35 protein-coding genes are annotated in these 25,417 nt (G+C 37.5%); 31 read left to right on the top strand and 4 right to left on the bottom strand.

Annotation, left to right across the window (positions count from 1 at the left end; genetic code table 11):
• The first annotated feature begins 194 nt into the window (after nucleotides 1-194).
• Nucleotides 195-1,910 carry a phospho-sugar mutase gene (locus tag RBU59_RS12910; RefSeq protein WP_308148269.1) on the top strand — a complete coding sequence of 572 codons (1,716 nt, stop codon included), beginning with the start codon at nucleotides 195-197 and terminating at the stop codon, nucleotides 1,908-1,910.
• Nucleotides 1,911-1,975: 65 nt separating this feature from the next.
• Here the strand turns inward: RBU59_RS12910 and RBU59_RS12905 are convergent, their stop codons facing one another.
• The 4 genes from RBU59_RS12905 to RBU59_RS12890 all read right to left on the bottom strand — a co-directional run bounded on the left by RBU59_RS12905 (nucleotide 1,976) and on the right by RBU59_RS12890 (nucleotide 5,931).
• On the bottom strand, nucleotides 1,976-2,953 hold the full coding sequence (locus tag RBU59_RS12905) for an SPFH domain-containing protein (protein WP_308148268.1): 978 nt from the start codon (nucleotides 2,951-2,953) through the stop codon (nucleotides 1,976-1,978).
• Nucleotides 2,954-3,044: 91 nt separating this feature from the next.
• Nucleotides 3,045-3,971, bottom strand: a complete 927-nt coding sequence (locus RBU59_RS12900; RefSeq protein ID WP_308148267.1) for a TPM domain-containing protein — start codon at nucleotides 3,969-3,971, stop codon at nucleotides 3,045-3,047.
• Nucleotides 3,968-5,071 (bottom strand): hypothetical protein, encoded by a 1,104-nt coding sequence (locus RBU59_RS12895; protein ID WP_308148266.1) that lies wholly within the window; start codon nucleotides 5,069-5,071, stop codon nucleotides 3,968-3,970. The genes RBU59_RS12900 and RBU59_RS12895 overlap by 4 nt, the downstream gene beginning before the upstream one ends.
• Before the next feature lie 185 nt (nucleotides 5,072-5,256).
• Nucleotides 5,257-5,931 (bottom strand): PspA/IM30 family protein, encoded by a 675-nt coding sequence (locus tag RBU59_RS12890; protein WP_308148265.1) that lies wholly within the window; start codon nucleotides 5,929-5,931, stop codon nucleotides 5,257-5,259.
• 400 nt (nucleotides 5,932-6,331) lie between these two features.
• On the opposite strand from RBU59_RS12890, the gene RBU59_RS12885 reads away from it, so the two are divergent.
• The 30 genes from RBU59_RS12885 to infA all read left to right on the top strand — a co-directional run bounded on the left by RBU59_RS12885 (nucleotide 6,332) and on the right by infA (nucleotide 25,316).
• Entirely contained in the window at nucleotides 6,332-7,369 is a 1,038-nt protein-coding gene (locus tag RBU59_RS12885; RefSeq protein ID WP_308148264.1) for a LacI family DNA-binding transcriptional regulator, read from the top strand.
• Nucleotides 7,370-7,746: 377 nt separating this feature from the next.
• Nucleotides 7,747-8,625 carry a class I SAM-dependent methyltransferase gene (locus RBU59_RS12880; RefSeq protein WP_308148583.1) on the top strand — a complete coding sequence of 293 codons (879 nt, stop codon included), beginning with the start codon at nucleotides 7,747-7,749 and terminating at the stop codon, nucleotides 8,623-8,625.
• 34 nt (nucleotides 8,626-8,659) lie between these two features.
• Nucleotides 8,660-10,027, top strand: a complete 1,368-nt coding sequence (locus RBU59_RS12875; protein WP_308148263.1) for an MATE family efflux transporter — start codon at nucleotides 8,660-8,662, stop codon at nucleotides 10,025-10,027.
• Between the two features lie 251 nt (nucleotides 10,028-10,278).
• On the top strand, nucleotides 10,279-11,613 hold the full coding sequence (gdhA, locus tag RBU59_RS12870) for an NADP-specific glutamate dehydrogenase (protein ID WP_308148262.1): 1,335 nt from the start codon (nucleotides 10,279-10,281) through the stop codon (nucleotides 11,611-11,613).
• 632 nt (nucleotides 11,614-12,245) lie between these two features.
• On the top strand, nucleotides 12,246-12,557 hold the full coding sequence (gene rpsJ / locus RBU59_RS12865; RefSeq protein ID WP_308148261.1) for a 30S ribosomal protein S10: 312 nt from the start codon (nucleotides 12,246-12,248) through the stop codon (nucleotides 12,555-12,557).
• A gap of 178 nt (nucleotides 12,558-12,735) precedes the next feature.
• Nucleotides 12,736-13,368 carry a 50S ribosomal protein L3 gene (gene rplC / locus RBU59_RS12860; RefSeq protein WP_308148260.1) on the top strand — a complete coding sequence of 211 codons (633 nt, stop codon included), beginning with the start codon at nucleotides 12,736-12,738 and terminating at the stop codon, nucleotides 13,366-13,368.
• A gap of 27 nt (nucleotides 13,369-13,395) precedes the next feature.
• On the top strand, nucleotides 13,396-14,016 hold the full coding sequence (gene rplD, locus RBU59_RS12855; RefSeq protein ID WP_308148259.1) for a 50S ribosomal protein L4: 621 nt from the start codon (nucleotides 13,396-13,398) through the stop codon (nucleotides 14,014-14,016).
• Nucleotides 14,016-14,315: a 50S ribosomal protein L23 gene (gene rplW, locus RBU59_RS12850; RefSeq protein WP_161837420.1), complete on the top strand. Its 300-nt coding sequence runs from the start codon at nucleotides 14,016-14,018 to the stop codon at nucleotides 14,313-14,315. The genes rplD and rplW overlap by 1 nt, the downstream gene beginning before the upstream one ends.
• A 73-nt stretch (nucleotides 14,316-14,388) precedes the next feature.
• Nucleotides 14,389-15,231, top strand: a complete 843-nt coding sequence (gene rplB, locus RBU59_RS12845) for a 50S ribosomal protein L2 (RefSeq protein ID WP_308148258.1) — start codon at nucleotides 14,389-14,391, stop codon at nucleotides 15,229-15,231.
• A 17-nt stretch (nucleotides 15,232-15,248) separates the two neighbouring features.
• Nucleotides 15,249-15,527 carry a 30S ribosomal protein S19 gene (gene rpsS, locus RBU59_RS12840; protein ID WP_161837422.1) on the top strand — a complete coding sequence of 93 codons (279 nt, stop codon included), beginning with the start codon at nucleotides 15,249-15,251 and terminating at the stop codon, nucleotides 15,525-15,527.
• A gap of 31 nt (nucleotides 15,528-15,558) precedes the next feature.
• Nucleotides 15,559-15,945: a 50S ribosomal protein L22 gene (gene rplV, locus RBU59_RS12835; protein ID WP_308148257.1), complete on the top strand. Its 387-nt coding sequence runs from the start codon at nucleotides 15,559-15,561 to the stop codon at nucleotides 15,943-15,945.
• A gap of 11 nt (nucleotides 15,946-15,956) precedes the next feature.
• On the top strand, nucleotides 15,957-16,613 hold the full coding sequence (gene rpsC, locus RBU59_RS12830) for a 30S ribosomal protein S3 (protein WP_308148256.1): 657 nt from the start codon (nucleotides 15,957-15,959) through the stop codon (nucleotides 16,611-16,613).
• The gene (rplP, locus tag RBU59_RS12825) at nucleotides 16,613-17,050 is read left to right on the top strand and encodes a 50S ribosomal protein L16 (protein WP_308148255.1); all 438 of its coding nucleotides are present in this window, start codon (nucleotides 16,613-16,615) and stop codon (nucleotides 17,048-17,050) included. Before rpsC ends, rplP begins: the two co-directional genes overlap by 1 nt.
• Entirely contained in the window at nucleotides 17,040-17,249 is a 210-nt protein-coding gene (gene rpmC, locus RBU59_RS12820) for a 50S ribosomal protein L29 (protein ID WP_308148254.1), read from the top strand. Before rplP ends, rpmC begins: the two co-directional genes overlap by 11 nt.
• A gap of 37 nt (nucleotides 17,250-17,286) precedes the next feature.
• Nucleotides 17,287-17,541 (top strand): 30S ribosomal protein S17, encoded by a 255-nt coding sequence (gene rpsQ / locus RBU59_RS12815; protein WP_408609500.1) that lies wholly within the window; start codon nucleotides 17,287-17,289, stop codon nucleotides 17,539-17,541.
• A 23-nt stretch (nucleotides 17,542-17,564) separates the two neighbouring features.
• Nucleotides 17,565-17,933, top strand: coding sequence for a 50S ribosomal protein L14 (rplN, locus tag RBU59_RS12810; RefSeq protein WP_161837427.1), 369 nt, complete (start codon nucleotides 17,565-17,567; stop codon nucleotides 17,931-17,933).
• Between the two features lie 14 nt (nucleotides 17,934-17,947).
• On the top strand, nucleotides 17,948-18,265 hold the full coding sequence (rplX, locus tag RBU59_RS12805; protein WP_308148253.1) for a 50S ribosomal protein L24: 318 nt from the start codon (nucleotides 17,948-17,950) through the stop codon (nucleotides 18,263-18,265).
• Between the two features lie 24 nt (nucleotides 18,266-18,289).
• Nucleotides 18,290-18,829: a 50S ribosomal protein L5 gene (gene rplE, locus RBU59_RS12800; protein ID WP_308148252.1), complete on the top strand. Its 540-nt coding sequence runs from the start codon at nucleotides 18,290-18,292 to the stop codon at nucleotides 18,827-18,829.
• A 15-nt stretch (nucleotides 18,830-18,844) separates the two neighbouring features.
• Entirely contained in the window at nucleotides 18,845-19,030 is a 186-nt protein-coding gene (locus RBU59_RS12795; RefSeq protein ID WP_161837430.1) for a type Z 30S ribosomal protein S14, read from the top strand.
• 24 nt (nucleotides 19,031-19,054) lie between these two features.
• Entirely contained in the window at nucleotides 19,055-19,456 is a 402-nt protein-coding gene (gene rpsH / locus RBU59_RS12790) for a 30S ribosomal protein S8 (RefSeq protein WP_308148251.1), read from the top strand.
• Nucleotides 19,457-19,603: 147 nt separating this feature from the next.
• Entirely contained in the window at nucleotides 19,604-20,146 is a 543-nt protein-coding gene (gene rplF, locus RBU59_RS12785; protein WP_308148250.1) for a 50S ribosomal protein L6, read from the top strand.
• Nucleotides 20,147-20,162: 16 nt separating this feature from the next.
• On the top strand, nucleotides 20,163-20,531 hold the full coding sequence (rplR, locus tag RBU59_RS12780) for a 50S ribosomal protein L18 (RefSeq protein ID WP_308148249.1): 369 nt from the start codon (nucleotides 20,163-20,165) through the stop codon (nucleotides 20,529-20,531).
• A 16-nt stretch (nucleotides 20,532-20,547) separates the two neighbouring features.
• Nucleotides 20,548-21,060, top strand: a complete 513-nt coding sequence (gene rpsE, locus RBU59_RS12775; RefSeq protein WP_308148248.1) for a 30S ribosomal protein S5 — start codon at nucleotides 20,548-20,550, stop codon at nucleotides 21,058-21,060.
• Between the two features lie 12 nt (nucleotides 21,061-21,072).
• A complete protein-coding gene (rpmD, locus tag RBU59_RS12770; protein ID WP_308148247.1) occupies nucleotides 21,073-21,255 on the top strand; it encodes a 50S ribosomal protein L30 in 183 nt (60 codons plus the stop codon).
• A 27-nt stretch (nucleotides 21,256-21,282) separates the two neighbouring features.
• A complete protein-coding gene (rplO, locus tag RBU59_RS12765; RefSeq protein ID WP_308148246.1) occupies nucleotides 21,283-21,723 on the top strand; it encodes a 50S ribosomal protein L15 in 441 nt (146 codons plus the stop codon).
• A 3-nt stretch (nucleotides 21,724-21,726) separates the two neighbouring features.
• Entirely contained in the window at nucleotides 21,727-23,055 is a 1,329-nt protein-coding gene (secY, locus tag RBU59_RS12760; protein WP_308148245.1) for a preprotein translocase subunit SecY, read from the top strand.
• Between the two features lie 221 nt (nucleotides 23,056-23,276).
• Complete coding sequence (locus RBU59_RS12755; protein ID WP_308148244.1) at nucleotides 23,277-23,921, top strand: adenylate kinase; 645 nt, start codon at nucleotides 23,277-23,279, stop codon at nucleotides 23,919-23,921.
• 65 nt (nucleotides 23,922-23,986) lie between these two features.
• A complete protein-coding gene (gene map, locus RBU59_RS12750; RefSeq protein ID WP_308148243.1) occupies nucleotides 23,987-24,742 on the top strand; it encodes a type I methionyl aminopeptidase in 756 nt (251 codons plus the stop codon).
• Between the two features lie 33 nt (nucleotides 24,743-24,775).
• Nucleotides 24,776-25,048, top strand: coding sequence for a KOW domain-containing RNA-binding protein (locus RBU59_RS12745; RefSeq protein ID WP_308148242.1), 273 nt, complete (start codon nucleotides 24,776-24,778; stop codon nucleotides 25,046-25,048).
• A gap of 49 nt (nucleotides 25,049-25,097) precedes the next feature.
• The gene (gene infA, locus RBU59_RS12740) at nucleotides 25,098-25,316 is read left to right on the top strand and encodes a translation initiation factor IF-1 (RefSeq protein ID WP_033168705.1); all 219 of its coding nucleotides are present in this window, start codon (nucleotides 25,098-25,100) and stop codon (nucleotides 25,314-25,316) included.
• Nucleotides 25,317-25,417: the final 101 nt, after the last annotated feature.

The following is a 25,417-nucleotide window of genomic DNA, read 5'->3' as shown; positions in this document are numbered from 1 at the left end:
CAGACACTTAAGAGATGGAAATGTTTTATCATTTTCATCTCTTCTTTCAATTCATCCTGTATAACCAATAAATTCGAATCAGTCACATAGAAAGAATGCCTATTATTTCATAACTGTATGAAAAAATGTATTGCAAGATATACTGAAATTCATTACAATGTAAAATAATAAGAGAGATGAAAGGAGAATACGTTTTGGATTATTTAGAGAAATATGAACAATGGACAACAGATGAATATTTTGACGAGGCAACAAGAAAAGAATTAAAGGATTTATCAGAAAATGAAGCTGAAATAAAGGATCGTTTTTATAAAGACTTGGAATTTGGTACAGGAGGTCTTCGAGGGATATTAGGTGCCGGAAGTAACCGAATGAATTTATATACCGTTAGAAAAGCAACACAAGGTCTTGCTAATTTTATTATTAAGCAGGGTGGAGCCGGGAAAGGTGTTGCGATTGCTTTTGATTCCAGAAGGATGTCTCCTGAATTTGCAGAAGATGCAGCTCTTTGCTTAAATGCCAACGGAATCAAGGCTTATGTATTTGAATCCTTAAGACCAACACCGGAATTGTCTTTTACGGTTAGAGAATTAGGCTGTATAGCCGGAATCGTTATTACTGCCAGCCATAATCCGCCGGAATATAACGGTTACAAAGTATATTGGGAAGATGGTGCTCAGATTACTTATCCTAAAGATGTTGAAATTATTACAGAGGTTAATGCAATTACCGATTATGCCACTGTGAAAACGATGAATATAGAAACAGCGAAAGCTCAGGGATTATATAATATAATTGGTGCCAGGATTGATGATAAATATATAGAAGAACTTAAGAAATTAGTGGTGAATCCGATTGCCGAAAATAACAAGGATATGAAAATTGTCTACACCCCTCTTCACGGAACAGGCAATCTTCCGGTCAGAAGAATATTAAAAGAACTTGGATTTACCAATGTATATGTTGTTCCTGAACAGGAATTACCGGATTCAAATTTCTCAACAGTAAGTTATCCGAATCCTGAGAATCCGAAAGTATTTATATTAGCCAAGAAACTAGCTGATGAAGTGGGCGCCGACTTAATTCTTGCAACCGACCCGGATGCGGACAGACTTGGTGTACAGGTGCGAAATGAAAAAGGAGAATTTGTACTTTTGACAGGTAACATGTCCGGTGCATTAATCGCCGAGTATGTATTTTCCCAGAAAGCAGAACATAATACTCTTCCTGCCAATGCCGCCCTGGTTAAAACAATTGTAACCGGTAATATGGCTGACCAGATTGCGAAATATTACAACGCAACATTAATTGAAGTTTTAACCGGATTTAAATATATTGGTGAGCAGATTAAACTTTTTGAGGAAAACGGATCTCATTCCTATGTATTTGGTTTTGAAGAAAGTTATGGCTGCTTAATAGGAACTCATTCCAGAGATAAAGATGCGGTAGTTGCAGTTATGACTTTATGTGAAGCTGCGGCTTATTATAAACAAAAAGGAATTACGTTATATGAGCAGATGAATCGTATCTTAGAAAAATACGGATATTTTAAAGAAGACCTGGTATCAGTAACCTTAAAAGGTATTGAGGGTATGGAGAAAATTAAAGAAATCATGGGAAGCTACAGAAAGAATCCGCCAACCAAAGCCGGTGACTTTAAGGTACTTAAATTCAGGGATTACGAAGCTGATACAATAACGGATCTTGCAACAGGAACGGTAATACCTACGGGACTTCCTAAATCGGATGTTTTGTATTTTGAATTAGAGGAGGATGCATGGTGTGCTGTAAGGCCGTCCGGAACAGAACCAAAGATTAAGTTTTACTTTGGCGTAAAAGGGAACAGTTTAATAGATGCGGAAGAAAAACTTACAAAATTGGTGTCTGACCCGGTATTCCAGGTTCAATAAAGGTAAAAATTATAAAAGAGAGAGCTGCTGTTAGATTAAAAATCATTTAACAGCAGCCCTCTCTTTTATATTAATTTCTGGCCGCAGTTCGGACAGAAATTAGCATCTCCGGTTTTCTGACCGCAGTTTGGACAGAAGTTAGGTTTCTTACCGCCACCTGCGAATTGGCTGTTAGGCTGGCTGGGATTTACAGGATTCGTCTGATTCATATTCTGCAACATCTGATTTGCCATATTCATACCCATCATCATACCGGCCATATCGGAAGCCATACCGCCGCCCTGTACTCTGCCGGAGGCTATCCCGTCAGTCATAACAGCCTGTTGGTATCTGTTCATATCCCCGATCATATTGGTAGAGGCATTACGGTTAATCATTTGCTGGATTTCCTCGGGATAATTAAAGCTCATTACGTTGAATCCGGTAACTGTAATACCAGTATCAAATAACTGCATATCCAAATCCGTGCGGATACCATTACTGATATCAAAAGAATTTGCCTGAAGGTTAAACATATCTTTTCCTTCTTTTGTTATCCATTTCATTAATAACTGATCCAAGAGAGCGGTGATACGGAGCTTAACATCGTCGACTAAATAACTGTCTTTTACACCGGCAATTTTATCTATCAGCTTAATATAATCATTCACTCTGAAGTTAAAAGTACCATTGGCGCGTATCGGTAAGCCGCCTGGCATCTTCTCGGTCGGGATATTAATTGCATTTCTGGTTCCCCATTTAACAGTGAATTCTTTCGTATTAATAAATAAGACTTCAGCCCTCATACCACTGTTAAATCCGAATTTGAAACCTTTTAAGGTTGAAAGAAACGGTATGATTTGCGATTCAATATCATAGTCACCGTCATCTTTAAAGATTCCCTCTATTTTTCCGTTAAATAAAAACACGGCATCCTGTCCCGGACGGATAATTAATTTACTGCCTTTTTTTATTTCTTCGTTATGCCATTTATAGAAGATCATATCTTCTCTGAATTCTTCCCATTCTACAACATTGGATAATTGTCCTGAAAAAAAGCCCATGATATGCTACATCCTTTCTGCTATTTTAATATCTTACAGTATCTATTTTATAATATCTTGTGAATAAATGAAATATCTATTGAAATACTTATTAAAAACCCCGGCTTCCACCGCTGTGGGAATGGCCGCCGCTTGATATTCCGCCGCCACCGCTGCTTCGACCGCCGCTTTGGTTATTGGATGGTTTTTTTACTCTGGTGGTGGTAGTTCGGATATAATCATCCCGCCGGGCAACAATCCCTGAATTCTGTTCATCTAGATAAGTACTGTCGGAAACGGTAACCCGTCCGCCGGAATTAGCTGCCATGATTCCTACGGTGACTGCTCCGATAATCACTGCCATTAATAATTGAAAACCGGTATTATAAAAGATATTATCTTCCTTTTCTCCATAATAATCGCTGGGGCCATTATAACCGGATTCACCGTAGTAATTTTCTGAACCGGCATCTCCGGTTGCAGGGGTTGTGTCAACACCTTTTTCCTCGTTCATATAATAAGCAGCCTGTTTGGCGAATTCCTCCATGGCGCCGTAATAGTCACCATCTGTCAGCTTGGGTCTGACATCATCTAATATGTGCTCAATGCGGTCATTGTTTAAATAATATTCGGCATCACCGTAACCTTGAATGGTTACACTTCGGTCTTCACTATACATATTAACCAGGATCATTGCGGTATCACCGAACTCCTGATTATATCCGAATTTGTGCTCATCATAGAAGTCTTCCAGGTATGTTTTAGGGGAGTCTCCGCCCAGGTCATCGGTAATTACAACAATATCAACTTTGCCGTCTTCCCCATAATCTGAGCAAATAGATTCCAAATCTGCCACTTGCTCTTCATTAAACAGTCCGTTATAATCATAAACTTTCTGATCCTTAGCAGCTGCTAAGGGTTTTACCGGGTTAAACATAGTTGAAACAGGAAAAAGGATTAAGAATAATATAAGGAAGGCAATTGTACGGTTAATAGGTTTAACCCCTTTTCCAGGTATATGTTTTTGGACATTAATCATAGTACAGGCCCTCCTGACAAAATTGCTATAATTTTAATAACTATAAAAGAGGCACAACTGACACCTGCAAACCAGGCTGCAATTTTACCTTTGCTTAACGGCGGCTTGCCCACAATCTTACCCGTCTGGCCGTTCATCGCAAAAGTGTGTTCGGATTGCTTATAATCATAGCAAACCATCCATACAGGCAGGAGAACATAGTCTGCATTGCGTTCTTTTATTAATATATCTTTTTGATTATAAGAGGTAGTAGTATAACCGTTTATGGTATCTCTTATATAAAGATCCACATAATCTGTAACTCTTTCCCTGACTCTGTCAAATAATTCTCTGTCATTATAATTATACTTTTCCGCAAGATATCCTGCCAGGTAAGGCATATTAAACGTCTTGAGTTCTTCATAATTGTAAGGCTCCAGCTTATCCATTAACTTATCATTCATTTTCTCGGAAGCATCCGCTGGTACTTTGAGATAATTTAAGTTAACTTTTCGATATACATTAAAATGACTGGTTTCCGTATAAATGTATTCCCCCTGAGTGTAGGTCCGGACCTTGGTACAGTCTGCATTAGCCTCTCCCTGTCCGTTTAAATCATATAACCAGAAAGGTACGTATAATCCGGTAATACTTTTAATCCGGTCGGCCGTCATAAACCCTTTTGGAGTCAGGCGCCCTTTTCTGCACCATTTTTTAAAGGCTTCCTGTGCCTGCTCTTTATTAATGGTAAAAGGGATAACTTTAGCCGGAGCTTTGCTTCCGCTTAAACGGTCTGCTAATACTACACCGGCTCCGCAGAAACTGCAGGTAGTTGCAGTTGTATTTTTATCTGTAATCAATACGGCACCGCAGTTCTGGCACTGATATTCTACCGTTTCATCTTCGCTAAAGGTCTGGGAGTTAACGTCCGTCTCAGTAAAATCATCCTGTTTGGAAGAATGCGTTGATTTGGTTTCTGAACGGTTGTAATCATTGGAATCCTGATTTTTAATCGTTTTTATATCAATGTTCTCTCCGCAGCTGTCACAATGCAGCATACCTGAGGTACTGTCATATGCCATGTCGGCTCCGCAATTTGGACATTTATATTGTATTACCATGAAACCCTACCTCTTTCTGCTATTATTTCATATTCGCGAGGCTCATATGATAGCGATGCTTCGCATCGTCGATGCGCACTCACTACGTTCGGCGCTGTTATAATGTCTGTCGACATTATTTCATAACACGAAAAACAGCGGCTTTTATTACCCGCCGCTATTTCCCGCATATGGAATGAATGTTCTTATTTATTTAAACTAGCCTTAAGTGCAGCTAATTCGGCATCCACATCGGTTCCGGACGAATATTTCTTTGTAAGGTCTTCAATAGAAGATTCGGAAGTCGAACGATTTAGTTCTGCCATCGCATTCGCTTTATCAATTGCTTTGTCTGCCATTTCTTCATATTTATTAAAGCTTGCCATGGAATCGTTGGCACTGGCTACGGAAGAAGTCATTTTATTAATACGTTCCTGAGCTTTAGCAACAGATAATTTGCCTTTAATCATGTCCTTGCGGGATTCGAGTTCGTTAATATCGCCTACTAATTTATCATGCATTTCTCTCATGTGCACGGCATTGGCATGAGATAAATCGTAAGCCTCCTGTAAACCACTTAATTTATTGGTTAACAAGGCTTTCTGCTCCAGGAATTTCTTAGCATCAGCTTCATTATTAGCTTCAAGTGCTTTCACTGCATAGGTTTGCATTTTTTCGATTTCTTCTCTGCAATCATCTAAAACTCTCTTGGCGCGTTGTTCTTCTGCCATAATGGTGGCTGTTTCAGATTTAACCTTACCTAAATCAGTATTCAGGTTTCTTAAGCATTGATCAATCATTTTCTCCGGATCCTCTGCTTTATCAAGAAGTGCATTGATGTTACTTGACATAATATCTTTGAATCTTGTTAATATTCCCATATTTAATCCCTCCGTTTTTATTATTTAACACGTCTTATGAAGCAGGCGTCTTTTTATGTTCATTTCCATGTATTGTCTGCTCTTTCAGTTTATATTCTTTTACCAGTAACGTCAAGTTAAAAAACGGTTAAAATAATTATGAGCGGATTAAAATCATATAAGAAAATTAAAGAAGTTAAACTGCTTTTAAGGAAATGAAGAGCTTATAATAAGAGAAAAAGTCCGGAAAATTCAATTGACATCTGTAAGAGGCTGTTGTAAATTAAATGTGAGGAAAAATACATATTAATTTTACACATTTGTATATTTATAGTGCAAAAATTATGCCAAATAAGGAAATAAAAAGGGGAATGCAGGAGATACTTAAAAGCATCGTCTTTAAATGGATGAGGTGAAGCAAGTGAAGAAAATAACAATACAGGATGTCGCGAGAGAATTAAACTTATCTCGAAATACGGTAGCAAAGGCATTAAATAACAGCGATACGGTAGCTTATGAAACGAGATATGTAGTGATAAAGAAGGCTTATGAGATGGGATACACCAAATTATCACCGGCAGTTATAAATGATTTTAAAATAAAGGACAAGATGGAAAAAACCAAAACCGTTGTGGTCTTTGCCAGAAGAGAATTATCAACGTTCTGGAACCGTATTATAATGGGAATATCCGATGAATTGAATAAAAACAACTGCAGACTTCAATTTAATTTTATCAGTGAGGAAGATGAAGCCGGACATGTCCTTCCTTTGGACATGCAGACAGATATGAGTGGAATCATTATTTTAAGTGTATTCAGCAAATCCTTTTTGCAACTGATTATTAAGAAAGATGTTCCGGTTGTTTTCCTGGATGGCCCAAGTAATGTTCATGAGATATCTAATCTGGGGGATGTGCTTGTTTTTGAGGGTTACAACAGTACAAAAATACTTACAGAACATCTGATAGATCAAGGAATGAAAAAAATTGCATTTATCGGAGATACCAGCTATTGCCGAACCATTAAGGATCGTTATGAGGGATATCTGTCTGCTCTTAATGAGTTTGGAATTGCACCTTATGAACAATTTGTTATAAATAAGCATGTGGAGCATAAATACTACCGGCAGGAGGAAATTGCCGCAGTACTGGACAGACTGACTGCTATGCCGGAAGCGTTTGTATGTGCGAATGACGATATAGCTAAAGATGTAATGCTTTGGCTTAAGAAAAAAGGGATAAAAATACCGGAAGACGTTGCGGTGACCGGTTTTGATGATAAAGAAGAAGTCGGACTCTTAACACCTGCACTAACAACGGTACACATCGGTAATCAGAGAATGGGCAGGAGATTGGTTCAGATATTAATGTGGCGCATGGAAAATGTGAATTTACCGAAAGAGATAGTAATCATTAATACGGAAGTTGTAATCAGGGAATCCTCCGTTAAGAAGAGATAGAGGTTTAAACACGATATCCCTCATTGGTATAGAGGAAAATTGTTTAGAACCTGAAATTAATTATATAATATACAACGGTTATAATTTTAATAGTTATTTTTATTAATGGTAATACTGTTTATCAGATATATTATAATAAGCTGTCTGAAGCTTTCTGAACCTAAGAAACTTTAGGCAGCTTCATCCTTAATAAATTGGGTTATGAAGCTGACAATTGTTATAATACTATTAATACTTATATAGATAAGTAGTTTTAATATATATTAGAATTTTATGAAGCAAAAGATAGGTGGTTTAACTTAGTGCTGGTTGAATTATTTATTATTATGTAATATGCTTTAGAATGTCTAATGAAAAAATCGAAAGAGAGAAATGATATGTGGATTGCAGATGGATGGAAAGATTACGAAGTAATGGATACTTCTTCGGGAGAAAAGTTAGAACGGTGGGGTGACTATATATTGGTTCGTCCGGACCCGCAGGTTCTTTGGAATACACCGAAAACTCATGGGGGATGGAAGAAACAGAATGCCCATTATCATAGAAGCAATAAAGGCGGAGGCGAATGGGAATTTTTCGATTTGCCGAAACAATGGCAGATTAAATATAAGGATTTGAGCTTTAATCTCCAGCCTTTTAGTTTTAAACATACCGGACTGTTTCCGGAACAGGCGGCTAATTGGGAATGGTTTGGTGATATTATACGCAAACGGAAAGCTGAGAATAAAGATAAGGAAATAAAGGTGTTAAACTTATTTGCTTACACAGGAGGAGCGACAATAGCTGCTGCGAAAGCCGGAGCGAGCGTTACCCATGTGGATGCTTCAAAAGGTATGGTTACCTGGGCAAAAGAAAATGCGGCTTTATCAGGGCTCTCCGAAGCGCCCATCCGTTATATCGTGGATGACTGCGGTAAATTTGTTGAGAGGGAAATACGCAGAGGAAACTTTTATGATGCCATTATTATGGACCCGCCTTCTTATGGAAGAGGACCCAAGGGTGAAATCTGGAAAATAGAAGACAACATTCATCCTTTTGTTAAATTATGCTCCCAGGTGTTAACAAAAGAACCGTTATTTTTTCTTATAAATTCTTACACCACCGGCTTGCAGCCTGCAGTGCTGGCCTATCTGCTGGGAATTGAAGTCAGCTCTAAATTCGGAGGTAAGGTTATGGCAGATGAAGTAGGACTTCCGGTTTCCTCCAATCATTTAGTATTGCCCTGCGGCGCCTCCGGACGCTGGTGCAGCTTATAAAAAATGGAATTTACTTGAGAAAATGAGGTTTAGGATGGGTGATTTAAAAGAAAATGCACTAGGCAGAGAAAAATTATCAAAATTAATATTTCAATTAGCATTACCATCTATTGTAGCCCAGATTATAAATATCTTATATAATATAGTTGACCGTATGTATATAGGCCATATAAAGGAGGCCGGTAATCTTGCTTTAACAGGTCTTGGGATTACATTTCCCATACTTTCCATAATATCTGCTTTCAGTGCTTTTGCCGGTTCAGGGGGAGCACCTCTTGCAGCGATTAATCTTGGTAAAGGTGATAAAGAGAAAGCAGAGAAGATATTGGGAAATGCTATTCTTATGCTGCTGACTTTCTCGGTTTTTCTCACCATGGGATTTCTCATATTAAAGAAACCTCTGTTATATTTATTCGGAGCAAGTGATAATACAATTGATTATGCAAATCAGTACATAACTATTTATCTTTGCGGTACGGTTTTTGTCCAATTGGCACTTGGACTTAATATGTTTATAAGCTCTCAGGGAAAGGCCAGGATAGCTATGATGTCTATCTTAATAGGAGCTGTTACCAATATTATTTTAGATCCTATTTTAATCTTTAGATTTCATATGGGGGTAAAAGGTGCGGCGATAGCTACGATAACATCCCAGGCTATTAGTGCTGCCTGGGTAGTAATTTTTTTACTTTCTAAAAGATCCAGTGTTCGTATAAAATTAAAATGTTTAAAGCCGGATATAAAAATGATTACAAGTATAGGTGCACTTGGAATAGCACCATTTATAATGCAGGTTACGGAAAGTGCAATTATGATAGTTTATAACCGTGGCTTACAGTTTCACGGAGGAGATCTTTATGTTGGCTCCATGACTATTTTGCAAAGCATAATGCAGCTTCTGATAGTACCGGTTCAAGGTTTTACGCAGGGGGTTCAGCCTATAATCAGTTATAATTATGGTGCTGCAAAATTTGAACGTGTTATGAAGACCTTTAAAATAACATTAATAGGAACGGTTTCGGTAACTACCTTATCAAGTTTGATATGTATTTTATTTCCTGAAGTTTTGGCAAGGATATTCACAACGAAACCCGAGCTAATCAGTTTAGTAGGTGATGTTTTACCTATTTATATAGGAGGTATGTGGATATTTGGTCTGCAGATGTGCTGCCAGTCAACCTTTGTCGGGCTTGGACAGGCAAAAATTTCACTTTTTATTGCGATTTTTAGAAAGATAATCCTCTTGATTCCCATGATTATAATCATGCCCCTTATTTTTGGCGTCAGGGGAATCTATTATTCGGAGCCTATATCAGATACCATTTCTGCAACAACGGCCGGTTTTCTTTTTTTATTTAACTATAAAAAAATACTTTCAGAAAGATCTTTGCGTAATATATAAAAAATAATACGGTATTGTAATTATATGTAATATGTTTTATATTATTTATGAGCAAAGTTTTAGGGTAACTGTGTCTTTGAGTTACCCTTTTTTATTGCATAGGACAGTTCTCCGAACTTCCCTATGCAATAAAAAGCCCTCCGGGCAGGATGCACATGACGCGCAAGGGTTAGATTGTCACTGTCGTGACAGCGCGTCAGCGCCAGAGTCTGGTGAACCAGACTCTTTCTTATTGTAAAGGAGAAGAAGCTATGGATTATGTTGATGAGGTACTCGAGGCTGTAGTCCGCAAAAACCCTGCAGAGCAGGAGTTTCATCAGGCAGTAAAAGAAGTATTGGATTCCTTAAGACCCATTGTTAAGGTAAATGAAGCAAAGTACAGAAAGGAAGCATTACTGGAAAGATTGGTTGAGCCTGACAGACAGATTAAGTTCCGTGTCCCCTGGGTGGATGATAAAGGACAAGTTCAGGTCAATACCGGCTACCGGGTACAGTTTAATAATGCTGTAGGCCCTTATAAAGGGGGGTTAAGACTGCATCCTTCTGTTAATATTGGGATTATAAAATTCCTGGGATTTGAACAGGTTTTTAAAAATTCCCTGACTGGACTTCCTATCGGTGGTGCAAAAGGAGGCTCCGATTTTGACCCGAAAGGCAAATCAGATCGAGAAGTGCTTGCATTTTGTACAAGTTTTATGTCGGAATTATATAAATATATTGGAGCAGATGTCGACGTTCCTGCCGGAGATATCGGTACCGGCGCAAGAGAAATCGGTTATATGTTCGGACAGTTTAAAAAGATAAAAGGTACTTATGAAGGAGTTTTAACCGGCAAGGGTTTGACCTACGGAGGTTCCCTGGTACGTAAGGAAGCTACGGGTTATGGTCTGTTGTATCTGGTGGAGGAAATGTTAAAATGCAATGATTCTGATATAACCGGCAAACTGGTTGCAATATCAGGTTCCGGTAATGTAGCTATTTATGCTGCACAAAAGGCATTTCAACTGGGAGCAAAGGTAATCACTGTCAGTGATTCTGACGGATGGGTTTATGATCCGGAGGGAATTGATATAGCTGCACTTCAATTAATTAAGGAAGTAAACCGCGGACGGCTTACTGAATATAAAAAATACAGACCAAATTCAGTATATCACAAGGGGAGAGGGGTATGGAATGTGAAATGTGATATTGCGCTTCCATGTGCTACTCAGAATGAGCTGTTTTTAGAAGATGCAAAAGCTTTAGTAGCCAATCATTGTATGGCCGTAGCAGAGGGGGCTAATATGCCGACGACTTTGGAAGCTACAGAATACTTACAGAGCCATGGCGTATTATTTGCACCCGGTAAGGCCGCTAATGCCGGCGGCGTAGCCACATCCGCTTTGGAAATGTCTCAGAATAGTGAAAGGCTTAGTTGGTCGTTTGAAGAAGTTGATGAAAAGTTGAAGCGTATCATGCTTAACATTTTCCATAACATGTCCGATGCTGCAAAACGTTACGGAGATAAGGGCAACTATGTTTTAGGAGCTAATATTGCAGGGTTTGAGAAAGTAGCTAATGCTATGATTGCTCAGGGAATCTGGTAAAAGCAAATGGTCTGTGCAATCCGTAAAAGCCGCTGGGTGATATACTGCCTTTATATGGGATAATCGGGATTGTATGGATCTTTTTTCAGAAGAAACCTACTTCTCATTTTGCTGGAATAGATTAGAAAAAAATAACCTATAATATAACTTATCAGAAGTTGCTTTTTAAACTTCTGATAAAAGGCGGTGATTTTACCGCCGCGCATCCGACTATAGGAACAGGATTTAGTTCCTATAACAGGAATGACTCTACTTGTAAACGTAGAAATAGAATACAATAAAAAATTTAAAATAAAAATAAATATTTGTAAAAAAAATACTTGCATTAATTATTTTCCTGTAGTATACTAATTAGTGCTGTGACATTGATAGCGTAGAAACGTGAGGTTGCTACATATTATGTAGGTTTTCCGTGGAGCGAATGTCAAGTTATGAAACTGGCGACAAGTCACTGTACAAAACAAGTCTTTCTGCCTAAGGCAGATAAACGTGGGTAAGTCTTGCAAAGCTATACTGTAAATGAAACGTTGAAATTTACAAAAAATGGTTTTGATGCAATGACACACACGGTTGAGTGTACAGTCACCGCTTGTCGTACTGCAATTAAGTGCGAAAAGGAGGCGACTTTTTTTATGGCAAGTCAAGTAATGAGAATTACATTGAAAGCGTATGATCATCAATTAATCGATCAATCAGCTGCAAAAATCATCGAGACTGTAAAAAAGACAGGATCAAAGGTGAGTGGACCGGTACCCCTACCTACTAAGAAGGAAGTAGTTACTATTCTCAGAGCGGTACACAAGTACAAAGATTCCAGAGAGCAGTTCGAACAAAGAACTCATAAGAGATTAATCGATATCATCACACCTACACAAAAAACAGTTGATGCATTATCAAGATTAGAAATGCCGGCTGGTGTGTACATCGACATTAAAATGAAATAATTTTAATTAATATTTTTTTGTCCGATGAATGATTTATTTAATGAAACAAAAAGAAATCCTTTAGGGTTTATATATAGGTAAAGGTTCAATACTGTAACCGGCACCCAAGGTAGACCGTCTAGGATGATTACACGAATCGTGTAATCCGCTGTAGATTAAACAGGAGGTGCAATAAGCAATGAAAAAAGCAATTTTAGCTACGAAAGTCGGAATGACTCAGATTTTCAATGAAAACGGAGCGTTAATTCCTGTAACTGTATTACAGGCTGGACCTTGTGCGGTAACACAGGTTAAAACTGTTGAAAACGATGGATACAGCGCCGTTCAGGTTGGCTTTGGCGATATCCGCGAAGTATTAGTAAATAAGCCAAGAAAAGGACACTTTGCAAAAGCAGGTGTTGCAAACAAAAAACATCTTAAAGAGTTCAAGTTTGAAAATGCCGCTGATTACACAGTAGGACAAGAAATAAAAGCTGACATCTTCGCAGAAGGTGAAAGAGTTGATGCTACTGCTAAGTCAAAAGGTAAAGGATTCCAAGGTGCAATTAAGAGATACAACCAGTCGAGAGGACCTATGGCTCATGGTTCCAAATTCCACAGACATGCAGGTTCCAATGGTGCTGCTACCAGCCCTGGTAGAGTATTTAAAGGAAAGCACATGCCAGGACATATGGGACATGTAAAAGTAACCATTCAGAATCTTGAAGTTGTCAGAATTGACATCGCAAATAACATTATCTTAGTTAAAGGTGCTGTTCCAGGACCTAAGAAATCTTTGGTAATGTTAAAGAATACCGTAAAAGCAAACTAGAAGCTTTGAGAAAGGAGGAACACACAGATGGCAAACGTATCTGTTTATAATATGGAAGGCAAAGCCGTTGGTTCTATTGAATTAAACGATGCTATCTTCGGAGTAGAAGTGAATGAACATTTAGTTCATTTGGCAGTTGTTCAACAACTTGCAAATAAACGTCAGGGAACACAAAGCGCTAAGACACGTGCAGAAGTAAGCGGCGGCGGAAGAAAACCCTGGAGACAAAAAGGAACCGGTCATGCTAGACAGGGTTCAACAAGATCACCTCAATGGAAAGGCGGCGGCGTGGTATTTGCTCCAAAGCCAAGAGATTATTCCTTTAAGTTAAACAGAAAGGAAAAGAGAATCGCATTAAAGTCAGCTTTAACTACCAGAGTAGCAGCTGAGAAGATTTTCGTACTGGATGAGCTGAAGCTTGACGAAGTAAAAACAAAGAAAATGGCAGCAGTACTTGAAAGCTTAAATGTTAATAAAGCATTAGTAGTTCTTGGAGAGAAAAATGATAACGTAATTCTTTCTGCAAGAAATATTCCTTCTATTAGAACTGCATTACCTAACACGATTAATGTATATGATATCTTAAAATATGATTCATTAGTATTAACCAAGGATGCAGTGGCAAAGATTGAGGAGGTGTACGCATAATGGCAGATTTAAAATATTATGATGTTATACTCAAACCGGTTATTACTGAAAAGAGTATGAACTCCATGAGCGAGAAGAAATATACATTCTCCGTTCATCCGGATGCTACAAAGAACCAGATTAGAGAAGCTGTAGAGAAAATGTTCCCGGGAACAAAGGTTGTAAGTGTTAACACAATGAATTTAGAGGGTAAAAACCGCAGACGTGGTAATACAACCGGTAAAACTTCAGCTAAAAAGAAAGCAATCGTTCAATTAACAGAAGACAGTGCAGAAATCGAAATTTTTGCAGGTCTGTAATAAGCAGCAAACAACTTATGGTGTTTATTCGCCGATAAAAGAATAAAATAATTGCTCGAAAGGAGTGCAAAAGATGGGAATTAAAAAGTTTAACCCATATACACCTTCCAGAAGACATATGACTGCATCTGATTTTACAGAAATCACAACAGCTACACCTGAAAAATCTTTAGTAGTTTCTATTAATAAAAATGCAGGTCGTAACAATCAAGGAAAAATTACTGTAAGACATCAGGGCGGCGGCTCTAGAAGAAAATATAGAATTATTGATTTTAAGAGGAAAAAAGATGGTATTCCGGCCGTTGTTAAAACGATCGAATATGATCCGAACAGAACAGCTAATATCGCTTTAATCTGCTATGCAGACGGCGAAAAAGCTTACATTCTTGCTCCTAACGGACTTACCGTTGGAACCACAATCATGAATGGCGAAACTGCAGAAGTAAGAGTAGGTAACTGCTTACCACTTCAGAACATTCCGGTTGGTACACAGGTACACAACATTGAATTATATCCTGGCAAAGGCGGACAGTTAGTTCGTTCCGCAGGTAACGCAGCACAGTTAATGGCGAAAGAAGGAAAATATGCAACACTTCGTTTACCTTCTGGCGAAATGAGATTAGTTCCAATTATCTGCCGTGCAACGGTTGGCCAGGTTGGTAACATTGATCATGAATTAATTAACATTGGTAAAGCCGGTCGTAAACGTCACATGGGTATCAGACCTACTGTCCGCGGTTCCGTAATGAACCCGAATGACCATCCACACGGTGGTGGTGAAGGTAAGACTGGTATTGGTCGTCCAGGCCCTGTAACACCTTGGGGTAAACCTGCTCTTGGCTTAAAGACAAGAAAGACCAACAAGAAGTCTAACAAACTGATCGTAAGAAGAAGAGACGGTAAAACTGTTAAATAATTAAGGAGGTTAAACCTATGGCTCGTTCATTAAAAAAAGGACCATTTGCTGATGATCATTTACTTAAAAAAGTAGATGCTATGAATAAAGCAGGTGATAAGTCTGTTATAAAGACTTGGTCACGTCGTTCTACAATTTTCCCTCAGATGGTTGGACATACAATCGCAGTTCATGACGGAAGAAGACATGTGCCTGTATATGTAACAGAAGATATGGTTGGACACAAACTAGGTGAGTTTGTAGCTACCAGAACTTATAGAGGACATGGAAAAGACGAAAAGAAGACTAAGAGATAAGATAGATTGGAATTGAAAGGAGGTTTCATCCATGGCGAAAGGACATAGATCCCAGATTAAAAGAGAAAGAAATGAGAACAGAGATACAAGACCGAAAGCAAAAGTTTCTTATTCAAGAGTATCTGTACAGAAAGCTTGTTTCGTTTTAGACGCCATCCGAGGTAAAGATGTTGAGACAGCTCTTGGTATTTTAGCTTACAATCCAAGATATGCATCAACTGTCATAGAGAAGGTTTTAAAATCCGCAATTGCTAATGCTGAAAATAATAATGGCATGGACGTAACGAAATTATATATTCAAGAGTGCTACGCAAATCAGGCACCGACAATGAAGAGAATCAGACCTAGGGCACAGGGTAGAGCTTACAGAATTTTAAAGAGATTAAGCCATATCACTGTTGTACTAAATGAAAGATAAGGAGGGCAATAATGGGACAGAAAGTTAATCCTCATGGCTTAAGAGTCGGAGTTATTAGTGACTGGGACTCAAGATGGTATGCTGAAGCTGATTTTGCAGACAACTTAGTAGAAGACTACAATATCAGAACATATCTGAAAAAGAAATTATACAGTGCAGGTGTTGCTAAGATTGAAATCGAACGTGCATCTGATCGTTTAAAGGTTATCATTTTCACTGCAAAACCCGGTGTAGTAATCGGTAAAGGCGGATCTGAAATTGAAAAATTAAAAACAGATATTCAAAGATTTACTACTAAGAAATTAATGGTAGATATCAAAGAAATCAAGAAACCGGATATGAATGCTCAATTAGTAGCTGAAAATATTGCCGCTCAACTTGAAAATCGTATTTCTTTCAGAAGAGCAATGAAATCAACTATGTCAAGAACGATGAAATCAGGAGCAAAAGGTATTAAAGCTGCTGTTGCAGGACGTCTTGGCGGTGCTGATATGGCTCGTACTGAATTCTACAGTGAAGGAACTATTCCGTTACAGACCTTACGTGCGGATATTGATTATGGATTTGCAGAAGCAGATACCACTTATGGTAAATTAGGCGTTAAAGTTTGGATTTACCAGGGTGAAGTACTTCCAACAAAGGCAAAAAAGGAAGGGAGCGATAAATAATGTTAATGCCAAAAAGAGTAAAACGCCGTAAACAATTCCGTGGCTCCATGGCAGGAAAAGCATTAAGAGGTAACACTATCTCTAACGGCGAATTTGGTCTGGTATCATTAGAACCAGCTTGGATTAAATCAAACCAAATCGAAGCTGCCCGTATTGCTATGACTCGTTATATCAAACGTGGTGGTAAAGTTTGGATTAAAATATTCCCCGATAAACCTGTAACAACGAAACCAGCTGAAACTCGAATGGGTTCTGGTAAAGGCTCATTAGAATACTGGGTAGCAGTTGTAAAGCCAGGACGTGTAATGTTCGAAATTTCAGGTGTTCCTGAAGAATTAGCCAGAGAAGCATTACGTCTTGCTATGCATAAATTACCGGTTAAGTGTAAAGTAGTTTCTCGCGCAGACTTAGAAGGAGGTGCGGGCAGTGAAAACTAATAAATATGTAGAAGACTTAAAAGTAAAAAATGCTTCCGAATTAAATGAAGAATTAGTAGCTGCTAAAAAGGAACTTTTTAACTTAAGGTTCCAGAACGCAACAAATCAGTTAGATAATACAAGCAGAATTAAAGAAGTTAGAAAAAATATTGCAAGAATTCAAACAGTGATTTCTGAAAAAGCTAAGGCTTCTAACTAATCACGGGAATCGACGATTTAGGAAAGGAGAAATTGTTGTGGAAAGAAATCTGAGAAAAGTTCGTACTGGTAAAGTTATCAGTGATAAAATGGATAAAACCATTACAGTAGCAGTAATTGACCATGTGAAGCATCCTTTATACAACAAGATTGTAAAAAGAACTTATAAATTAAAGGCACATGATGAGAACAATGAATGCAATATTGGTGATAGAGTAAAAGTTATGGAAACAAGACCTATATCAAAAGATAAGAGATGGAGACTTGTTGAAATTATCGAAAGAGCGAAATAAGTAGTGCTGAAAGGAGTAAAGTCATGATACAACAAGAATCAAGACTTAGAGTTGCTGACAATACAGGCGCAAAAGAATTACTTTGCATCCGTGTACTTGGCGGGTCCACCAGAAGATATGCTGGTATCGGCGATATTATTGTTGCGTCGGTTAAAGATGCAACACCAGGTGGTGTTGTTAAAAAAGGTGACGTTGTTAAAGCTGTTGTCGTTCGTACTGTAAAAGGAGCTCGTCGTAAAGATGGTTCCTATATCAAATTTGATGAAAATGCAGCTGTTATTATAAAAGAAGATAAGAATCCAAAAGGAACTCGTATCTTCGGACCAGTAGCAAGAGAATTAAGAGAAAAACAATTCATGAAAATCGTTTCATTAGCACCAGAAGTATTATAAGGAGGTGGAAACCTGTGTCTACTATTAAAATCAAAAAAGGTGATAACGTTAAAGTTGTAACCGGTAAAGATAAAGGCAAAGAAGGCAAAGTAATTGCTGTTATGGATAGCAAAGTATTAGTGGAAGGCATTAATATGGTTACAAAACATAGCAAAGCCAGCCAAGCTAATCCCAAGGGTGGAATTCTCCACCAGGAATCACCGATTGATATTTCAAACGTTATGTACGTTCACAAGGGCAAAGTTACCAGAATTGGTTTTACAACCACTGAAGGTAAAAAAGGTTCCAAGAAAGTTCGTATTGCGAAATCAACCGGCGAAGTAATCGACTAATTCTAAGAGAGGAGGTCTCATAAGTTGACTAGATTAAAAGAAACTTATTTAAATGAAATTATGGATGGTATGACCAAAAAATTCGGATATAAGAATGTTATGGAAGTGCCTAAATTAAATAAAATCGTAATTAACATGGGCGTTGGTGAAGCAAAAGATAATTCCAAGCTTTTAGACGCCGCAATTAAAGATATGGAAATCATAGCAGGACAAAAAGCTGTTGTAACAAAAGCTAAGAAATCCGTTGCTAACTTTAAAATCAGAGAAGGTATGCCAATCGGATGTAAGGTTACTTTAAGAGGCGATAAAATGTATGAATTTGCAGATCGTCTTATTAATTTAGCATTACCTCGTGTACGTGACTTTAGAGGTGTTAATGGCAATGCATTTGACGGAAGAGGAAATTACTCCCTTGGTATTAAAGAGCAGGTTATTTTCCCTGAAATCGAATACGACAAAATTGATAAGGTTAGAGGAATGGATATTATCTTCGTAACCACAGCTAAAACAGATGAAGAAGCTCGTGAATTATTGACATTATTCGGTATGCCATTCAAAAAATAGTTAGGAGGGAATTCCATGGCTAAAACGTCTATGAAGATTAAGCAACAGCGTACACAAAAATTCTCTACCAGAGAATACAATCGTTGCAGAATCTGTGGTCGTCCACATGCATATTTAAGAAAATACGGAATTTGCAGAATCTGCTTCCGTGAATTAGCTTATAAAGGACAAATACCAGGTGTTAAGAAAGCAAGCTGGTAGGAAACAAGGAAGGAGGCAAATGACATGACAATGAGTGATCCAATTGCAGATATGCTTACAAGAATCCGTAACGCAAGTACTGCAAAACATGATACGGTAGATATACCTGCTTCTAAGATGAAGATAGCTATCGCTGATATTCTTCTTAAAGAGGGTTATATTAAGAAATATGATATTGAAGAAGTAGATAACTTTAAAACCATCCATATTACATTAAAATATGGTAAAGATAAAAATGTTAAGATTATTACAGGTCTTAAGAGAATCTCTAAGCCAGGTCTTCGTGTTTATGCTAACAAGGATGAGCTTCCAAAAGTACTTGGAGGTCTTGGTGTAGCTATTATTTCTACGAACAAAGGTGTTGTTACTGATAAAGAAGCTAGAAAGCTTAACGTAGGTGGTGAGGTATTAGCATTCATCTGGTAGTTGCGAGAGTTTTCGCTGACACCAGTTTTCTGAGAACGAACCTCTTAAGCAGACGAATAACGTCTTTACTTAAGTCAGGCCTCTTAGAAAGATTATGAGAATGTTAATATTTATGATTACCTACAAAAAATAATAGGAGGTGCGGGCATGTCACGTATAGGAAGAATGCCTATCGCGGTACCAGCAGGCGTTACTGTTGATATTGCAGAAAATAATAAATTAACCGTAAAAGGACCTAAAGGAACTCTTTCAAGAGTTTTAGCTTCTGAAATGATCATTAAGTTAGAAGGTTCTGAAGTTGTTGTAACCAGACCTAATGAATTAAAAAGAATGAAATCTTTACATGGCCTTACGAGAACATTAATTAACAATATGGTAATCGGTGTAACAGCCGGTTATGAAAAAGTGCTTGAAATCAACGGTGTTGGTTACAGAGCAGCAAAAGCCGGCAAGGAATTAACCTTAACATTAGGATATTCACATCCAGTAGTAATGGTTGATCCGGAAGGCGTTGAAACTGTATTAGAAGGACAGAACAAGATTACAGTAAAAGGTATTGATAAAGAAAAAGTTGGCCAATACGCTGCTGAAATCAGAGATAAGAGAAGACCTGAACCATACAAGGGCAAGGGTATTAAATATGCTGATGAAGTGATTAGACGTAAAGTTGGTAAGACTGGTAAGAAATAATTGGAGGTGAAATACAATGGTTAGTAAGAAATCAAAAACCGAAGTTCGTTTAAATAAACATAGAAAATTACGTAATCGTTTCACCGGAACTCCTGAAAGACCACGTTTAGCTGTGTTTAGAAGTAATAATCATATGTACGCTCAAATTATTGACGATACGGTTGGTAATACTTTAGCATCGGCTTCTACACTTCAAAAGGATGTTAAGGCTGAACTCGATAAAACAAACGATGTAGCAGCAGCAGCATATTTAGGTACTGTTATTGCAAAGAAAGCATTGGAAAAAGGTATTACAGCAGTTGTCTTTGATAGAGGCGGTTTCATATATCAGGGAAAGGTAAAAGCATTAGCAGATGCAGCCAGAGAAGCTGGTCTGGAATTCTAAGCAAGGAGGAAAACACATGAAACGTACAATCGTTGATGCTAGTCAACTTGGCGAATTAGAAGATAAAGTAGTATCAATTAAACGTGTTACTAAAGTAGTTAAAGGCGGACGTAATTTCAGATTTACAGCTTTAGTAGTAGTTGGTGACAAAAATGGACACGTTGGTGCAGGTTTAGGAAAAGCAGCAGAAATTCCTGAAGCGATTCGTAAGGGAAAAGAAGATGCGATGAAGAAATTAATCACTCTTCCTATCGATGAGAATGGCAGTGTACCACATGATTACATTGGTAAATTCGGCAGCGCCTCTGTATTATTAAAGCGTTCCCCTGAAGGTACCGGTGTTATCGCAGGAGGTCCGGCACGTAATGTTCTGGAACTTGCAGGTTTTAAGAATATCCGTACTAAGTCACTCGGCTCTAACAATAAGCAAAACGTGGTTCTTGCTACTATTGAAGGATTAAGTAGTTTAAAGACTCCTGAAGAAGTAGCTAAGCTTCGAGGTATTTCTGTAGAAGAGATGTTAGGATAGGAGGGGCTAAAAATGGCAGACAAATTAAAAATAACTTTAGTAAAATCTACAATTGGCTCAATCCCAAAGCATAAGAAAACAGTTGAAGCATTAGGACTGAAAAAACCTAATAAAACTGTCGAGATGCCGGACAATGCAGCAATCAGAGGCATGGTTGACCAAGTAAGACATTTAGTAAAGGTTGAAGAGATATAATCACTAAACGAGTAAGGAGGTGTAACGATGAATTTATCAGAATTAAGACCAGCTGACGGTTCAAAACAAAGTGCAAACTTTAGAAGAGGACGCGGACATGGTTCAGGCAATGGTAAAACTGCAGGTAAGGGTCATAAAGGCCAAAAAGCTCGTTCAGGAGCACCAAGAGTAGGTTTTGAAGGTGGTCAGACACCATTTATCAGAACATTACCAAAAAGAGGTTTTACAAATAGAAATACAAAAGAAATTATTTCAGTTAACGTAGATAAATTAAACAGATTTGAAGATGGCGCCCTTGTTACCGTTGAATCATTAATGGAAATCGGTATCATCAATAACCCCAAAGATGGTGTTAAGATTCTAGGAAATGGAGAACTTACTAAGAAGCTTGATGTTAAGGTAAATGCATTCAGCGAAAGTGCAATCGCAAAGATCAAAGCTCTTGGTGGAAATGCTGAGGTGATTTAGGATATGTTTAAAACGTTCCGAAATGCTTTTAAGATTAAAGATATAAGAAGTAAATTAGTGTTTACTTTTATAGCACTGATTTTAGTAAGACTTGGCTCTCAACTTCCTGTACCACGTATCGACAGAGAATATTTCTCACAGTGGATTGGAACACAGACTTCTTTAGGATTCTTTGATACTTTAACAGGTGGTTCTTTTACACAAATGTCAATATTTGCGTTAAACATTACGCCCTATATTACATCCTCCATTATTATGCAGTTACTCACAATTGCAATTCCTAAACTTGAGGAACTTCAGAAAGAAGGAGAAGACGGTAGAAAGAAAATTGTAGAGTTTACCCGTTATGTCACAATCGGTTTATCTCTGATCGAATCCATTGCTATGGCAATCGGTTTCGGAAGTTCAGGATTGTTAGAGGGTGGTACTACATTTACAAATGTAGCTATCATCGTAGCATCCTTAACTGCCGGTTCTGCATTCTTAATGTGGTTGGGCGAAAGAATTACAGAAAAAGGCGTTGGAAATGGTATCTCAATTATCCTTTTAATTAATATCATTGCAAGAATGCCTAATGATATTACAAACCTTTATAAAAAATTTGTCGCTGGTGCTTCTAATGTAATTAATGGACTTCTAGGCGCAGTTATAATTATTGTTATTATAACCGGTGTTGTTGCTTTCATTGTTTTACTGCAGAACGCGCAAAGAAAAATTCCCGTACAATATGCTAAGAAAGTACAAGGAAGGAAGATGGTAGGCGGTCAGTCTTCTCATATTCCTTTAAAAGTAAATACAGCCGGTGTTATTCCGGTAATCTTTGCAGGCTCTTTATTGCAATTTCCCATCGTTATTTCATCTTTCTTTGGAGTAACTCCGGCTAGAGCATATATTTGGCCTAAAGTATTGTACTTATTAAATCAAAACACCTGGTGTAATTTTACAAGTTTAGGTGAATTTAAATACTCCATTGGTTTATTAATCTACATCGTATTGGTAATCTTTTTTGCTTATTTCTATACTTCAATTACCTTTAATCCAATTGAAGTATCAAACAATATGAAAAAGCAGGGCGGATTTATTCCTGGTATCCGTCCAGGAAAGCCAACAACAGATTATTTAACTAAAGTATTAAATTATGTAATATTTATAGGCGCTGTTGGTCTTACCGTAGTAGCAGTTATTCCTATTTTCTTTTCAGGAGCTTTTGGTGCAGATGTATCTTTTGGCGGAACATCCTTAATCATTATTGTAGGTGTTGTTCTTGATACAACAAAACAAATTGAATCTCAGATGTTGGTCCGTCATTATAAAGGATTCTTAAACGATTAACAGACATAATATAATTTGCTAAGGCGGAGCCACTGCTCCGCCATTTGCAGATTATACTTTTATGCTAAATCTATTTAATCGGCATTTGAAAAGAGTTGAAATAAAGGCGATGTATTACCGCCGTGCATATAATGATGTAAGTATGAAGTAGAATCTGCTCTGCAGTTTCTATAAGATGTAATGGATCTAAAAGCAGATATTATCTGTACATGGAGGTTAGAATGAAAATTATTATGTTAGGTGCGCCTGGAGCAGGTAAAGGAACACAGGCTAAGAAAATAGCAGATAAATACGGAATACCGCATATATCGACCGGAGATATATTCAGAGCAAATATTAAAAATGGTACTGAACTTGGTAATAAGGCCAAATCTTATATGGATCAGGGCTTACTGGTACCGGATGAATTAGTGGTTGATCTTGTTGTAGACAGGGTTAAGAAAGAAGACTGTGTTAATGGATATGTATTCGATGGCTTTCCCAGAACAATTCCCCAGGCAGAAGCATTAGATTCTGCATTAAAAGTAATTAATGAACAGATTGATTATGCAGTAAATGTTGAGGTGCCGGATTCTAATATAGTAAACAGAATGTCTGGCCGCAGAGCCTGTTTAAACTGTGGTGCTACTTATCATTTAGAGCACATTCCAACTAAAGTAGAAGGAATCTGTGATGTATGTGGTTCAGAATTGGTATTAAGGGATGATGATAAGCCCGAAACAGTTTTAAAGAGATTAAAAGTGTATCATGAACAGACTCAGCCTTTAATTGATTTTTATAAAAATCAAGGTATCTTAGTTGAAGTTGACGGAACTAAAGATATGGCTGAGGTATTTAGTGATATTGTAAGTATATTGGAACAGTAAGGATTTATTCAATGCAAAAATGCAATACATTAATATGAAATAAATATTGATGCTTGGGAGAGATTATGTCAGTAATTATTAAATCAGAAAGAGAAATTGAATTAATGCGTGAAGCTGGCAACATCCTGGCTATTGTACATGAAGAGCTTGAAAAGTATATAAAGCCCGGCATATCTACCCTGGATATTGACAAGAAAGCAGATGAGATTATCAGAAGCTATGGTTGTATACCATCCTTTTTAAACTATAATGGTTTCCCTGCTTCTATCTGTGTTTCCATTAATGAGCAGGTAGTTCATGGAATCCCGAATAAGAGTACATTTTTAAGAGATGGCGATATTGTCAGTTTAGACGCAGGTGTTATTTATAAAGGTTATCAATCCGATGCTGCCAGGACATGGGCGGTTGGAGAAGTAACGAAAGAAGCCTTAAAACTTATTGAAGTTACAGAACAAAGCTTCTATGAAGGTATTAAACATGCAAAAGCTGGCAATCATCTATATGAAATCTCTGCTGCTATTCAAGATTATGTAGAGTCTTTTGGATTTTCTGTCGTTAGAGATCTTGTTGGTCACGGAATCGGCAAAAACATGCACGAAGAACCGCAGATACCGAATTTCCGTCAGAAGCGAAGAGGAATCCGGTTAGAACCGGGAATGACATTTGCTATAGAGCCTATGGTTAATGCAGGGCGTTATGATGTATATTGGGAAGATGACGACTGGACCGTGTCTACGGATGATGGATCATTATCAGCTCATTATGAAAATACTATTCTAATAACCGAAGAGGAACCTGAGATATTATCCATACGAAAGTAATTAGAATGAATAAGATGTAAGTGGAGAACCAATATGTTGTTGTACGAACTCGGCAGTTTAGCAATATCCAAGGCTGGCCATGACAAAGGTGAAGTATTTGTCATACTTAAATCAGAGTCAGAATATGTTTATTTAATGGATGGTAAAAACCGAACTTTTGAAACACCCAAGAAAAAGAATATAAAGCATATTCAATTGGTTAATTATAAAGATAAAAACCTGGCAGAAAAGCAGTTAAAACAAGAGAAGATAATCAATGAAGATGTTAAAAAAGCAATTAAGCTTTATCGAAACAGTAAAATGTAGTTATTGTTAGAAATAGTTAATGGTTATATCCAATCATGGAGGTGACATAATGTCAAAATCAGATGTAGTAGAAATCGAAGGAACCGTAATCGAAAAATTACCCAATGCAATGTTTCAGGTAGAGTTAGAGAATGGGCATAGAGTATTAGCACATATCAGCGGAAAGCTGCGCATGAACTTCATTAAAATTGTACCGGGTGATAAAGTTACCCTGGAATTATCTCCATATGATTTAACTAAAGGTAGAATTATTTGGCGTGACAAATAATTTATATAAATTTCAAGTAAATTAAAAAAATGTTATTATTTTACTTGATTTACTGTTCTATCAGTGTTATAATGATAGACGGACTTTTTTTGAAAGGAGTG

The organism is Anaerocolumna sp. MB42-C2, from assembly GCF_030913705.1.
In the GTDB taxonomy this organism is placed as follows: domain Bacteria; phylum Bacillota; class Clostridia; order Lachnospirales; family Lachnospiraceae; genus Anaerocolumna.
The sequence above is the reverse complement of the archived record's forward strand: the minus strand, read 5'-3'. Positions and strand labels throughout refer to the sequence as shown.